The sequence below is a fragment of the Bifidobacterium pseudolongum subsp. pseudolongum DSM 20099 genome (assembly GCF_000771225.1).
GTDB lineage: Bacteria > Actinomycetota > Actinomycetes > Actinomycetales > Bifidobacteriaceae > Bifidobacterium > Bifidobacterium pseudolongum.
This window is the reverse complement of sequence record NZ_JDTZ01000002.1, coordinates 147,777-162,289: the sequence shown is the minus strand read 5'-3', so window position 1 is coordinate 162,289 and position 14,513 is coordinate 147,777. Positions and strand designations below refer to the sequence as shown.

10 protein-coding genes and 1 tRNA gene are annotated in these 14,513 nt (G+C 62.2%); 6 read left to right on the top strand and 5 right to left on the bottom strand.

Annotation, left to right across the window (positions count from 1 at the left end; translation table 11 throughout):
• Positions 1-126: 126 nt before the first annotated feature.
• On the top strand, positions 127-705 hold the full coding sequence (locus OU02_RS00750) for a hypothetical protein (protein WP_033488321.1): 579 nt from the start codon (positions 127-129) through the stop codon (positions 703-705).
• Between the two features lie 37 nt (positions 706-742).
• Positions 743-1,951, top strand: coding sequence for an SPFH domain-containing protein (locus OU02_RS00745; protein WP_033488320.1), 1,209 nt, complete (start codon positions 743-745; stop codon positions 1,949-1,951).
• A gap of 260 nt (positions 1,952-2,211) precedes the next feature.
• Here the strand turns inward: OU02_RS00745 and OU02_RS00740 are convergent, their stop codons facing one another.
• The 3 genes from OU02_RS00740 to purT form a co-directional block, all read right to left on the bottom strand.
• On the bottom strand, positions 2,212-5,943 hold the full coding sequence (locus tag OU02_RS00740; RefSeq protein WP_033488319.1) for a phosphoribosylformylglycinamidine synthase: 3,732 nt from the start codon (positions 5,941-5,943) through the stop codon (positions 2,212-2,214).
• 69 nt (positions 5,944-6,012) lie between these two features.
• On the bottom strand, positions 6,013-6,765 hold the full coding sequence (gene purC, locus OU02_RS00735) for a phosphoribosylaminoimidazolesuccinocarboxamide synthase (protein ID WP_033488318.1): 753 nt from the start codon (positions 6,763-6,765) through the stop codon (positions 6,013-6,015).
• Between the two features lie 102 nt (positions 6,766-6,867).
• Complete coding sequence (gene purT, locus OU02_RS00730) at positions 6,868-8,115, bottom strand: formate-dependent phosphoribosylglycinamide formyltransferase (protein ID WP_033488528.1); 1,248 nt, start codon at positions 8,113-8,115, stop codon at positions 6,868-6,870.
• Positions 8,116-8,206: 91 nt separating this feature from the next.
• Between purT and OU02_RS00725 the strand changes: the two genes are divergently transcribed.
• The gene (locus OU02_RS00725; protein ID WP_033488317.1) at positions 8,207-9,394 is read left to right on the top strand and encodes a glycosyltransferase; all 1,188 of its coding nucleotides are present in this window, start codon (positions 8,207-8,209) and stop codon (positions 9,392-9,394) included.
• Between the two features lie 16 nt (positions 9,395-9,410).
• Here OU02_RS00725 and OU02_RS00720 read toward each other — a convergent pair whose 3' ends face one another.
• A complete protein-coding gene (locus OU02_RS00720) occupies positions 9,411-10,436 on the bottom strand; it encodes a threonine aldolase family protein (protein ID WP_033488316.1) in 1,026 nt (341 codons plus the stop codon).
• Between the two features lie 199 nt (positions 10,437-10,635).
• A tRNA-His gene (locus tag OU02_RS00715) sits at positions 10,636-10,711 on the bottom strand.
• A 689-nt stretch (positions 10,712-11,400) separates the two neighbouring features.
• On the opposite strand from OU02_RS00715, the gene rpsL reads away from it, so the two are divergent.
• From rpsL to fusA, 3 genes are read left to right on the top strand one after another with little or no spacing between them, the layout of a single operon-like run.
• Complete coding sequence (rpsL, locus tag OU02_RS00710) at positions 11,401-11,772, top strand: 30S ribosomal protein S12 (protein ID WP_004269067.1); 372 nt, start codon at positions 11,401-11,403, stop codon at positions 11,770-11,772.
• Between the two features lie 5 nt (positions 11,773-11,777).
• Positions 11,778-12,248 (top strand): 30S ribosomal protein S7, encoded by a 471-nt coding sequence (gene rpsG, locus OU02_RS00705; protein WP_003813834.1) that lies wholly within the window; start codon positions 11,778-11,780, stop codon positions 12,246-12,248.
• Between the two features lie 33 nt (positions 12,249-12,281).
• Positions 12,282-14,411, top strand: coding sequence for an elongation factor G (gene fusA, locus OU02_RS00700; RefSeq protein WP_033488315.1), 2,130 nt, complete (start codon positions 12,282-12,284; stop codon positions 14,409-14,411).
• Positions 14,412-14,513: the final 102 nt, after the last annotated feature.

The following is a 14,513-nucleotide window of genomic DNA, read 5'->3' as shown; positions in this document are numbered from 1 at the left end:
CTTCGTCTTCTTTGCAGAATTCGCACCGAGTGTCCCACGGATTTCAGAAGAGGTGACAGCATGTGGTGAAGGTCCGCTAGGTGATGAAGGCAACAATGTGCAACGAGGCGCATGGAGAGGAGTAGCATGAACGAAATTAAGCTCGAATATGGGGAAACCATCATTGGTGACTATGGCTTATTTTGGGATGATAAAATAAAGAGCATCTCCGAGTCCGGTCATGTCTATATCACAACGAAACGTCTTGTGTTGTCTTATGCGAAGCTTCATGTGTTCCGTGCCGATGAGGAATACTCGTATTCATATCCACTTTCCTCGATAGATCACATTGAAGTGACGCAGCTGCCGAAGAACAGTCGAGATAATACGTGGTATAAATGCAAAGCATACTTGTCGAATGGGGTCATTCACTTCAGTGACCCTCGATATGAAGATTTTGCACCGTTTGTCAACATGCTCAATGCGGAAATCACAGGAGACCCCAACCCTTTGGTCGGTTCCAAGCAGACATTGGTCTCAGACGTTGCAAATGCATTGAGTAGTGTCACCAATCAGTTCACAACAGCATTCAGCAAGAAAATAGTCCCACAGCAAGTCGTGGCTGAAAAAGTGAGTATATCATGCCCGGGCTGCGGCGCCACACTCACTGGATGGCATGGGAAGACAGTCATCTGTGAGTATTGCACTGCTTCGCGTCAGCTGTAACTATCGCACCGTAAGGCATGGAGGGAAGTAGGCAGCCATGGCATTGATCAAAGCATTCGCGGGCGCATTGGGCGGCACCTTCGCCGATCAGTGGCTCGACATCATCACGGTCGGCCAATTCGATGAGCATGTAGCACTCATGCCGGGTGTCTATCAGGAAACGAATCAAGGACGTGGGTCGAACACCAAGCATTCCGATGCCGTCATCTCCAACGGGTCGCGCATCTATGTCCCTGAGAACACGGCCGCGTTCATCTTCGACCAGTCGGGCATCGAAAGCATCATCACCGAGTCCGGCGGGTACGAATACCGCACCGGCGGCACCGAAAGTGTGTTCGCGGGCGACGGCATCGGCAAATCCATCTTCGGGCAGATCGGCGAACGCTTCAAGTACGGCGGCGAACCAGTGGCGAACAAGCGCGTCGCCTTCGTGAACCTCCGCGAGATCCGCGGCCTCAAGTTCGGCACGCCGGCCCCGCTCATGTACCACGACAAGTTCTACGACACCGATCTCGACATTCGCGCACGAGGCATGATGTCGTTGCGCATTACGAACCCGACCGCGTTCATCCGGCAATTCGTACCGCCGAACGTGGACTACATCAGTTTCGACGACCCCAAAACGAAGTCGCAGCTGCTCAGTGAATTCATGCAGTCGTTCTCGGTCGCGCTCAACTCGCTGAGCAACGAATACCGTATCTCCGCGTTGCCGAGCCAAGCGAACGCAATCGCGCTCGCGATCAGCGAGGACCCCACAAACGCGGGTACATGGGAGTCACGATTCGGCATCCATCTGGCGGGCATCGGCATCGAAAGCATCGAGTTCACGCCGGAATCGCGCGAACTCGTCAAGCAGTACTCGTCGAACCGCATGAATGTGACGGCGTACGAGAACATCTCGCAGCAGGCGTCGAACATCGCCGCCCAGCAGAAAATCGCCCAAGGCGTGCAAGACAACGGATTCGGCGACATGGGCGGCATGATGCTCGGGGTCGGCTTCGCTCAGGGGGTCAACCCGATGACCGGGGCGATGCCGGGCCAGCAGATGAATCCGGCGAATGCGATGGCCGCTGCAGCGGATGCACAGCCGGTAGTCGCCCAAGCCGCGTCGCAACCTGCGCCGGCTCCCGCGATGTCCGTAGCGGAACAGATGGAGACACTGAAGAGCCTCAAGGAGCTGCTTGACGCCGGAATCCTCACCCAGGAGGAATTTGACCTCAAGAAGAAGCAGGTTCTGGGTCTGTAATACGCCTCAACATCAGCTGTCGTAACCGTGTAGCAAGCAGTCTTGGGGCGGTCGCTACACATCCAGCCCCCTATCTTTGATTGTGGGGTGGGCACCTGGCCAGACAAACCCCTACATTCGTGTAATTCCAACAAACGAAGTGAAAGATAGGGTAGTAACACGCCGTTGTGCGCAATGGTACCCACCTCACAATCAAAGATGCGGCCGGCTCCATCACGAGCCGGCCGCATCAGTTGTAGTTTCCGCAGGCTATACCGCCATTACGCGAAGTATTCCACACCCGCCTCGAAGATCGGTTGGTAGGTGTTGCCCGGCACATTCACATACAGGCCGTTGCCCGAGCGCTCGGAATGGCCCATCTTGCCGAACACATGCCCGTCGGGGCTCGTGATGCCTTCAACCGCCATCATCGAACCGTTCGGGTTTACCGCAAGGTTCATATTCGGCACACCGTCTTCGCTCACATACTGCGTGGCGATCTGGCCGTTGGTGGCAAGCTGCGTGAGCAGGTCGGGGCTCGCCACGAACCGGCCCTCGCCGTGCGAGATCGCCACGGTGTGCACGTCACCCACCTGGGTCTTGGCAAGCCAGGGGGAGAGGTTCGACGCGATGCGCGTGCGCACAAGGCGGCTCTGGTGGCGGCCGATCTCGTTGAACGTGAGCGTGGGGCACTCGTCGGTCATCGGCACGATGTCGCCGTACGGCACAAGACCCAGCTTGATGAGGGCCTGGAAGCCATTGCAGATGCCGAGCATGAGGCCATCGCGGTTCTTGAGCAGATCGCGCACGGCTTCGGTGACCGCGGGCGCGCGGAAGAACGCGGTGATGAACTTCGCCGAACCATCCGGTTCGTCGCCGCCCGAGAAACCGCCGGGGATCATGACGATCTGGCTGCGACCAATCTGCTCGACGAGCGCCTGCGTCGATTCGGTGACGGACTGCGGGGTGAGGTTGTTGACGATGAGCGTCGTGACCTCCGCGCCAGCACGCTCGAACGCGGCGGCGGTGTCGTATTCGCAGTTGTTGCCCGGGAACACCGGGATCACCACGCGCGGCTTGGCGATCTTCGGTCCGGTGTACGGTGCGCGCCGGCCGGCGTCGAAGACCACGGTCTCCACGAGTTCGTCGGTCTGGTGTTCGGTGTGGCGGTAGGGGAACACGTCTTCAAGCGCGCTTTCCCATGTCTCCTGCAGCGGCGCGAGGGCGAAATCCTCGCCAGCGGCATGGAAGGTGTAGTCCTCGGTCGTTTCGCCGATTTCGCTGATCTCCACGAGGTTCGACGTGGCGGGGATCTTCGCGTCATCGGCGAGTTCGACGATGAACGAACCGTATGCCGGGGCGAACAGGTCGTCGACGCTGATCGCGTCGACCAAACGCACACCGATGTGGTTACCGAGCGTCATGCGGAACAGCGCTTCGGCGGTGCCGCCATAGCCCGGGGTGGAGATAGCCACCGCGTCATGGAAGTCCACGAGCTGTTCGACCGTGGAGAAGGCCTCGAGCAGGCCGTCCTTGTCCGGTGTCAGGCCATCGGCATGGTACACGGGGGCGATGCGGACCACACGGTGGCCCGGCGCCTTGAACTCGGGGGAGGTGGCGCGGCGCATGTCGCCGACCGCCACGGCGAACGAAATCAGCGTGGGCGGCACATCCAGGTCCTCGAACGAGCCGGACATGGAATCCTTGCCGCCGATCGCGCCCGCACCCAGGTCGACCTGGGCCATGAGCGCGCCCAGCACGGCGGCGACCGGCTTGCCCCAACGGTCGGGTTCGTCGCGCAGCTTCTCGAAGTATTCCTGGAAGCTCAGGTACGCCTTTTCATGCTCGAAGCCGGCGGCCACGAGCTTGGCGAGCGATTCCACGACAGAAAGGTATGCGCCGGTGAATTGGTTGCGCTCCATGATGTACGGGTTGAAGCCCCATGCCATGGCTGATGCCGTTGTCGTCTCGCCGAACACTGGGAGCTTCGCCACCATGGCCATTGGCGCGGTGAGCTGTTCACGGCCACCGAACGGCATCAGTACGGTACCGGCGCCGATTGTGGAATCGAAGCGTTCGGCAAGACCCTTGTTGGAAGCCACGTTGATGTCGTTGAGCATCGCATCCAACCGCTCGGCGAGTGTGCCTTCGTTGAACGGCGTCGCATAGGTGCCCTGTTGCGCAACATGGGCGTCCTGGTGCTTGTCGGCGCCGTTCGATGAGAGGAACTCACGGGAGAGGTTGACGATCTCGTCGCCATTCCAACGCATCACCATGCGCGGGTCCTCGGTCACGGTGGCGATCACCACAGCCTCGAGGTTCTCTTCCTGGGCGTAGCGCAGGAACTCGTCCACGTCCTCGGCGGCCACATCGACGGCCATGCGTTCCTGGGATTCGGAAATTGCCAGTTCGGTGCCGTCGAGGCCCTCGTATTTCTTCGGCACCTTGTTCAGGTCCACGTCCAGGCCGTCGGCGATCTCGCCCACGGCCACGGAGACGCCGCCCGCACCGAAGTCGTTGCACCGCTTGATCAGGCGCGTGGCGTCGCCCCGGCGGAACAGGCGCTGCAGCTTGCGCTCCACGGGCGCGTTGCCTTTCTGCACCTCGGCGCCGTCAAGCTCGAGCGATTCGACATTGTGCGCCTTCGACGAACCGGTGGCGCCACCGATGCCGTCGCGGCCCGTGCGGCCGCCCAGCAGGATGATCTTGTCGCCCGGGGCCGGGGTCTCACGGCGCACATGGTCGGCGGGAGTGGCCGCGACGACCGCGCCGACCTCCATGCGCTTGGCCACATAGCCGGGATGGTAGATCTCGTTGACTTGGCCGGTGGCCAGACCGATCTGGTTGCCGTACGACGAATAGCCGTGGGCCGCCGTGGTGACGAGTTTGCGCTGGGGGAGCTTGCCCTCAAGCGTCTCATCGACCGGCGTGTGCGGGTCAGCAGCGCCTGTGACGCGCATTGCCTGATACACGTAGGCGCGGCCCGAGAGCGGGTCGCGGATGCAGCCGCCGATGCAGGTGGCCGCGCCACCGAACGGTTCGATCTCGGTGGGGTGGTTGTGCGTCTCGTTCTTGAAGAGGAACAGCCAATCCTCGTCTTCGCCGTTCACATCGACCTTCACCTTGACGGTGCACGCGTTGATCTCTTCGGACTCGTCGAGGCCGGTCATCACGCCATTGGCCTTGAGCCACTTGGCGCCGATCGTGCCCATGTCCATCAGGGTGACCGGGCGGTCGGAGCGGCCCAGTTCGTCGCGCATCGCCAGATAGCGCTCGAATGCGGCCTGTACCACGGCGTCGTCGATCGTCACCGAGTCGAGTTGTGTGCCGAACGTGGTGTGGCGGCAGTGGTCGGACCAATAGGTGTCGATCACACGGATCTCGGTGATGGTCGGGTCGCGGCCATCCTCCTCGAAATACCGGCGGCAGAATTCGAGGTCGGCCACATCCATCGCCAGACCGCGGTCCGCGATGAACCGCTCCATCTGCTCGGTCTCCATCGCGCGGAACCCGTCGATCACCTCGACCTTGCCCGGGGTGGGCACCTGCGCGGTGAGCGTGTCTTTCGTCTCGAGGCCCGCCTCGCGTGCTTCGACCGGATTGATCACGTAATGTTTCACCGCGTCCACGTCGGGTGTGTTCAACTCGCCATCGAGCGCGTAGACGGTCGCGGTGCGCACGGTGGGGCGTTCGCCTTGGCTGATGAGCTGGATGCACTCGCTCGCCGAATCGGCGCGCTGGTCGAACTGGCCGGGCAGGTACTCCACGGCGAACACGGCGTTCTCGCCGAAATCCGGCAGGTCAAAACTCACGTTGTCTGACTGCGGTTCGCTGAACACCGTGGGCACGACCTGCTCGAAGAGCTGTTCGTCAATGCCCTCGACGTCATACCGGTTGACGAGTCGGACGCCCTTGAGGGTGCGGATGCCAAGGATGGTGCGCAGCTCGTTCGTCAGCTGCTGGGCCTCGACATCGAATCCGGGTTTCTTCTCTACATAGACGCGGAAAACCACGATTGTTCCTTCGCTTCTTGTGTGGTGGCTCGAGTGGTGGAGGGGCGGAGTTGGGGCGTTACGCCAAGGTCACTCGGCGCGCGCGACGCCCTCGGCGTCGGCGAGCGCCTCAAGACGGTTGAGGATCTCTTCGTAGGCGGGGATGATGTTGCCTAGGTCACGGCGGAAGAGGTCCTTGTCGAGATGCTCGATCTGTCCGGAGCCGTCGCGCAGGTCCCATAGGCGGCAGGTGTCCGGCGTGATTTCGTCGGCGAGCAGGATCGTACCGTCTGAAGTCTTGCCTTCTTCGATCTTGAAGTCCACGAGCTGCACATCGATCTTGGTGAAGATGTCGCGCAGCGCGTCGTTCACCGCACGCGCCTGCCGGGAAATCTCATCGAGTTCTTCCTTGCTGGCCAGGCCGAGCGCCACAATGCCGTCATCGTTGATGAACGGATCGCCCAGATCGTCGGATTTGTAGCAGAATTCGAGGATCGGCTGCTTGAGTTCGGTGCCTTCCTCAACGCCGTAGCGCTTGGCGAACGAACCAGCGGCGGTGTTGCGCATGATGATCTCGAGCGGGTACATGTCCATGGCGCGCACGAGCTGTTCGGTGTCGGAGATACGGCGCACGAAATGCGAATCGACGCCGCGCGCCGCCAGCAGGTCGAACAGGACCGAGGTGATGCGGTTGTTCAGGCTTCCCTTGCCTTCGATCTGTGCTTTTTTGGCACCGTTGCCGGCGGTCGCCTGATTCATGTATTCGACCCACAGCACGTCGGGGTCGTCGGTTGCGTACAGTTTTTTGGCCTTGCCCTCGTAGAGCTTGTCCAGTTTCTGCATAGTGTTGCTTCACCCTTCTGGTTACCCAAGATTGGAGCGCTGATGAACTGACGCAATCAGGGTACCAATGATTCGTAACATCTCTTCGGCGTTTCTCACATTTCACACAATCTCGGTGTGCAGCGCCTGCGTGACCTGCGTGGCGGCCACGCGCGCCTCCTGCACGTCCTGGCCGAGCGCGAGCGCCACGCCCATGCGGCGGTGCCCCGCGACACGCGGTTTGGCGAAGATGCGCACGTCGGTGCCCGGTTGCGCGAGCGCGGCGTCGAGATCCGAGAACTCGACTTCGCCTTCGCCGCTGACCACGATTGCGTGGCTCGCCGCCGCGGTGTGCGCGGGCATGGCGAGCGCCACATGGCCTTCGGCGACCGGCACGCCGAGGATTGCGCGCGCGTGCAGGTCGAATTCGCTGAGCCGCTGGCTGATCATCGTGACCATGCCGGTGTCGTGCGGACGCGGCGAGACCTCGTTGAACAGCACGCTGCCGTCGGTCAGCACGAACAGTTCGACGCCGAACACGCCCCACGCGGTATCGGTCTTCGCGCGCTGCACGAGGCCGCGCACCGCGTCGCGCGCGATGCGGACGGCCTCCTGCAGCACGTCGGCCGGCACGTCCGCCGGCTGCCAGGATTCGCGGTAGTCGCCGTCCTGCTGGCGCTGTCCGATCGGTGTGCACACCACGATGCCCGCGCTCGAGCTGACGGTGAGCATCGTGAGCTCATAGTCGAGGTCGACGAGTTGCTCGACGATCACACGCGAGACATCGCCGTCGTGGTGCGCGCGGCGCCCCTGCTGTGCCTCCTGCCAGGCGGCGTCGATGCCGTCGGCGGACCGTACGACCGACTGTCCGTGCCCTGAAGAGCTCATGACCGGCTTGACGACGCACGGGAACCCGACCGCTTGGGCGCCGACGCGCAGTTCCTCGAGCGAACCGGCGAAACGGTGGGGCGAAGTGGGTAGGCCGAGCTCCTCGCTCGCCAGACGGCGCAGCGCCTCGCGGTCCATGCAGATCGAGGCGATCGTGGCGCTTGGCACCACATGGATGCCGGCGCGCTCGGCGTCGAAGAGCACTTGCGTGGCGATCGCTTCAATCTCGGGGATGATGATGTCGGGCTGGACCCCCGCGATGAGTTCGGTCAGGGCCTGCGCGTCGCTCATGTCGAGCACATGCGCCTCATGCGCCACTTGCTGCGCCGGCGCGCCTTCGTAGGAGTCGGCGGCGATGACACGCACGCCGAGCCGGGTGAGCGCGATGGCGACCTCTTTGCCGAGTTCGCCGGAGCCGAGGAGCAGTGCGCGGGTGGGATGTTTGCCGTACGGTGTGCCCAAAGCACGATCTTGATTTGCCATGCCTCCCATATTGCCACCGGCGGCGCCCAGCGCACGCGCGCCGTCCACATGCGCCGCGCTTTGACATGCGCCATGGTTAGACTGAACTTCCATGTGTGCAGCAAAGAACGGCGAAAGCCCGCAGCAGACCACCGAACGGCCATTGACGATCGCCATGGTGGTGGACACCTTCGGCAACCGTGGCAACGGGACGTCGAATTCGGCGTTGCAGTGGGCTCAGGAGTTGGAACGGCAAGGGCACCATGTGCGCCTCGTGGGCATCAATGCCCCCGAATACCCGGCCAAGGTCAACCGGGTACCGCTCGTCAGCTGGGTGGCGGCGAAACAGCAGATGCAGTTCGCGCAGCCGAGCGCCACGTTGTTCGACCGTGCATTCGACGGCGTGGACATCGTGCACATCTACACGCCATTCAAATTCGGGCGGCACGCGCTCGCCGCGGCGCGGGCCAAGGGCCTGCCCGTCACGGCCGGCTACCATGTGCAGCCGGAGAACGTGACGTATTCCGCGGGGCCGCTCAAATATGTGCCTGGCGCTGATTCGTTCATCTATTGGTTGTTCAAGCACTGGCTGTACCGCAACGTCGACGCGATCCATGTGCCGACGGAATTGGGGGCCCGGTTGTTGCGCGAGCACCATTACACGGCACCGATCCATGTGATTTCAAACGGCTACCAGGCGCGGTTCACTCCCAAGCGGCAGCGCCCGGACGACGAAGCGGCGGGCGTGCCGTTCAAGATTGTGGCGTCCGGCCGCCTGTCGAACGAAAAGAACCATGTGGAGCTCATCGAGGCGATCGCACGCAGCGCGCACACCGAAGACATCCATCTGACAATCGCCGGCACCGGGCCGATCAAACGCAAACTCGAACGGCTCGCCCGCAAGAAACTCGCGCGCCCCGCGTCCATCGGCTTCCACCGCAACAGCGACATGCCCGCATTGCTGCAGTCGTGCAACCTGCTGTGCCATCCGTCGATTGCCGACCTCGAATCGGTCAGTGTGATCGAAGGCATGGCGTGCGGGCTCGTGCCGGTCATCGCGAAGTCGCCGCAGAGCGCGGCGAGCCAGTTCGCGCTCTGCCCGGAATCGCTGTATGAGGTCGGGCATTCCGAACAGCTCGCCGCGCACATCGACTGGTGGATCGAACACCCGCGCGAACTCAACGAGTGGGGGCAGACCTATGCCGACCACACGAAGGAGCACTACTCCGTCGAATCGTCGGTCCACCAGTTCGTGCAGATGGAACGCGAGGCGATCGCGGCGCACGGCGCCACACGCTGAACCGCGTACACAGCGCCTACAGCAGCGCGATGAGCGCCGCCACCTGATCGTCGGTCGTGGCCCAGCTTGTGCAGATGCGCAGCATCACATGGCTGGCGTCCACGGCCTCCATGAACCCCAGCTTCACCTGCTGCTGCAGCTCCTGGGCACGGTTGCGGGTCACCGTGATGAAGATCTGGTTCGTCTGCGACACAAACGCGATGTCGTACCCCTTGTCAAGCAGCGCCTGACGGATCTTGTCCGCCTGCGCGTTCGCGTGCTTCGACAACTGGAAATACAGGTCGTCGGTGAACAGCGTGTCGAACTGCAGGCCGAGCAGCCAGCCCTTGGCGAGCAGAGCGCCATGCAGTTTGACGAGCGCGGTGAAGTTCTCGGGCGTGTTGCCGCGCGTGAACACGACAGCCTCACCGAACATGGCGCCGACCTTCGTGCCGCCGATCGTGAAGACGTCGGCGATGCGCGCAAGGTCGTCGAGATTCGCGTCGTTCGCGTCGCATGTGAGCGCATAGCCCAGGCGTGCGCCGTCGATGAACAGCGGCATGTCGTGGTCATGCGCCACCTGCGCGATCGCGGCGAGCTCGGCGCGTGTATACACTGTGCCGTATTCGGTCGGCTGCGAGACATACACGCAGCCGGGGCGCACCATATGCGCATGGTTCGTGTCCGCGTTGAAGCGCTCGCAATAGTCGTCGAGCTGCGGCGCGCTGATCTTGCCGTCCTGCTGCGGCAGTGCGAGCACTTTGTGCCCGGTCGCCTCGATTGCGCCGGCCTCATGCGTGTTGATGTGCGCGCTGTCCGCGCAGACGACGCCTGCATATTGCGCGGTGATCGAGTCGATGACCACTTGGTTCGTCTGCGTGCCGCCGGTGAGGAACCAGATGTCGCTTTCCGGGTTGTCGCACAGTGCGCGGATCCTGCCGGCGGCGGCCTTGCAGTAGTCGTCGGTGCCGTAGCCGGGGTGCGTCTCGTTTTGGACCTGCTGCATGCGCGCGATGATCTGCGGGCAGGCGGCGGCGGAATAATCGTTTTCAAAAGACAGCATGGCGGGCTCCTTAGTGCTCGTAGGCGGGCAGCGTGTACTGCTGAGTAGTCTACCTGCTGGGCCTTGGAAGGGCGTGGATTGCGGCGCACGGTGAACGTGGGGCGCGGGGCGATGCCTTCCGGGGGCGGACGCGTGCGCCCCCTGCCGGCGTGACGTAATAAGAAACCCCGGTTTCCATCGAAGGAAAGGCCGGGGTTGATGGGGTGGCTAACGCGGCTCGAACGCGCGACCTTCTGAACCACAATCAGATGCTCTACCAACTGAGCTATAGCCACCATTGCAGCGGTTCCGTTGGGAACCGGACAACAGGTGAACACTATACACGAATGCCGGGCCAATGTGTGCACACGGCGTGTCGGGCGGTGGCGGGGTCGTGTCGCGCGCGATTTTGGACTATACTCGTAAGTGCAAGGACACAAGGGTTACAACACCGAGACGGCGCAGGGCGGCGCCGGACGATTACAACATTGCGCAACGTAACAGCAGATAGCATGGGCTGCCGGAGCGTTCGGCGTATGGCATGATCGCGCGCAAGGGATGCGCGCCGTGGGTGATGGCACACACAATGGATGCGATGGATGCGGCAGACGCCACCGCGGCGATTGATGGGAGATGGAATGCAACCGCGGTGGTGTCGAGGCAATGGCACGAACAATGGGTATAGAGAAGTGAGGCGACCCCCGGAGGTGCCTAGACACTCCGGGGGTTGCCTTTTTTCTGTGCCTGTGGTATCTTGGCTCCTTGTGTGTGCCAGCCGTGCACCTTATGTGACAGGAGCGCGGGCTGGGATATCCCCGAGTTCGTTTGGATCACGCGCAGCAATGCGGCGGTGAGAGAACGGAGGGTCATCGGGCCGGTGAACAGTGGCTGTCTTTTCCGATTCGCAACGGATCAGGGGGAGTGGGGCTGCAGTGAGGCGGCTTCACGAGTGAAGAACAGATACCACTGAATCGGAGAATTCAAGTTGCCTACTATTGAACAGCTTGTCCGTAAGGGACGTAAGGCAAAGCCGAAGAAGTCCAAGACTTTGGCTCTCAAGGGAAGCCCGCTGCGCCGCGGCGTGTGCACCCGTGTGTACACCACCACGCCGAAGAAGCCGAACTCGGCTCTGCGTAAGGTTGCCCGTGTGCGTCTGAGCTCCGGCATCGAAGTCACCGCTTACATTCCGGGTGAGGGCCACAACCTGCAGGAGCACTCCATCGTGCTCGTGCGCGGCGGCCGTGTCAAGGATCTGCCGGGTGTGCGTTACCACATCGTGCGCGGTGCACTCGATACCCAGGGCGTCAAGGATCGTAAGCAGGGCCGTTCCCTGTACGGAGCAAAGAAGGCGAAGTAAGAGATATGTCACGTAAAGGACCCGCCAAGAAACATCAGCTGCTGCCGGACCCGATCTACGGCTCGACCGTAGTCGCGCAGCTCATCAACAAGATTCTTCTCGACGGCAAGAAGTCGATCGCCGAAGACATCGTCTACTCGGCACTTGACATGGTCAAGGAGAAGACCGACCAGGAGCCGGTCGCCGTGCTCAAGCGCGCGCTCGACAATATCCGCCCGTCCCTCGAGGTGCGCTCCCGCCGCGTCGGCGGCGCCACCTACCAGGTGCCGGTCGAAGTCAAGCCCGCCCGCGCGAACACGCTGTCGCTGCGCTGGCTGACCGATTTCTCCCGTGCTCGTCGTGAGAAGACGATGGCCGAGCGTCTCGCCAACGAGATCCTCGACGCCTCCAACGGTCTCGGCGCTTCCGTGAAACGCCGCGAAGACACCCACAAGATGGCAGAGGCCAACAAGGCCTTCGCTCATTACCGCTGGTAATCACACCAGACCAGAAAGGGCCAGGGAACACTTATGGCACAGGACGTGCTTAGCAACCTGAATCAGGTTCGCAACATCGGCATCATGGCGCACATCGATGCCGGCAAGACCACCACCACCGAGCGTATTCTGTACTACACCGGTAAGAACTACAAGATCGGCGAGACGCACGATGGCGCTTCGACGATGGACTTCATGGCGCAGGAGCAGGAGCGTGGCATCACGATCCAGTCCGCTGCGACCACCTGCTTCTGGAACCGTCAGACCCACGACACGGGCGAGCAGTTCCAGATCAACATCATCGACACCCCGGGCCACGTCGACTTCACCGCCGAGGTGGAGCGTTCGCTGCGCGTGCTCGATGGCGCCGTGGCCGTCTTCGACGGCAAGGAAGGCGTTGAGCCGCAGTCCGAGACCGTATGGCGTCAGGCCGACAAGTACGGCGTTCCGCGCATCTGCTTCATCAACAAGATGGACAAGCTGGGCGCTGACTTCTACTACTCGGTCGACACCATCAAGGAGAAGCTGGGTGCCACCCCGCTCGTCGTGCAGCTGCCGATCGGCGCTGAGAACGACTTCGCCGGCGTTGTGGACCTGATCCGCATGAAGGCCTACGTCTGGAACGACGTCAAGGACGACATGGGCGCCCACTACGACACCGTGGACATCCCGGACGACCTCAAGGACCGCGCCGAGCAGTACCGTTCCGAGCTGCTCGACCAGGTCGCCGAATCCGATGAGGAGCTGCTCGAGAAGTTCCTCGAGAGCGGCGAGCTTTCGGAAGAGGAGATCCGCAAGGGCATCCGCACGCTGACCATCAGCCGTCAGGCCTATCCGGTCCTGTGCGGTTCGGCGTTCAAGGACAAGGGTGTGCAGCCGATGCTGGACGCCGTCGTCGACTACCTGCCGAGCCCTGAGGACGTTCCTTCGATCGTTGGCTTCGATCCGTCCGACGAATCCGTCGAGATCGACCGCAAGCCCACCTTCGACGATCCGTTCTCGGCCCTCGTCTTCAAGATCTCGACCCACCCATTCTACGGCAAGCTCGTGTTCGTGCGTGTCTACTCTGGCGTTGTGAAGCCGGGCGACAACGTGCTCGATTCCACGAAGGGCAAGAAGGAACGCATCGGCAAGATCTTCCAGATGCACGCCGACAAGGAGAACCCGGTGGATTCCGCCGAGGCCGGCAACATCTACACCTTCGTGGGCCTCAAGAACGTCACGACCGGCGACACCCTGTGCGATGAGAAGCACCCGATCTCGCTCGAGTCGATGACCTTCCCCGACCCGGTCATCGAAGTGGCCGTGGAGCCGAAGACCAAGGCCGACCAGGAGAAGATGAGCATCGCCCTCGCGAAGCTCTCCGACGAGGATCCGACCTTCCAGGTCAAGACCGACGAGGAATCCGGCCAGACGCTGATCTCGGGCATGGGCGAGCTCCAGCTCGACATCATCGTCGACCGTATGCGCCGTGAATTCAAGGTCGAGTGCAACGTCGGCAAGCCGCAGGTCGCCTACCGTGAGACGATCCGCAAGGCCGTCATGAACCAGGAATACACGCACAAGAAGCAGACCGGTGGTTCCGGCCAGTTCGCAAAGGTGCTCATGAACTTCGAGCCGCTCGACACCGAGAACGGCGAGGTCTACGAGTTCGCGAACGAGGTCACCGGCGGCCACATCACGAAGGAATTCATCCCTTCGATCGATGCCGGCGTGCAGGAGGCCATGGAATCCGGCATCCTCGCAGGCTTCCCGGTCGTGGGCGTCAAGGCAACGGTCGTCGACGGCCAGGTGCACGACGTCGATTCCTCGGAAATGGCCTTCAAGATCGCAGGCTCCATGTGCTTCAAGGAGGCCGCGCCGAAGGCGAAGCCGGTCATCCTCGAGCCGATCATGGCCGTCGAAGTCCGTACTCCGGAAGAGTACATGGGCGACGTCATGGGTGATCTCAACGCACGCCGTGGCCAGATCCAGTCGATGAACGACGCCACCGGCGTCAAGGTCATCGACGCGAAGGTGCCGCTGAGCGAGATGTTCGGCTACATCGGTGACCTGCGTTCCAAGACGCAGGGCCGCGCGATGTTCACCATGCAGATGGATTCGTACGCGGAGGTCCCGAAGGCCGTCGCGGACGAGATCATCAAGGCCCAGCGCGGCGAGTGACACGCGCCGCCACCGGACTTGAACCTGTCTCCAGTCAGCGCTAGTATTTTGTAGCGCTGACTGGGTTCGGGCTCGATAAGTGGCGACAACCCAGAAACCCAG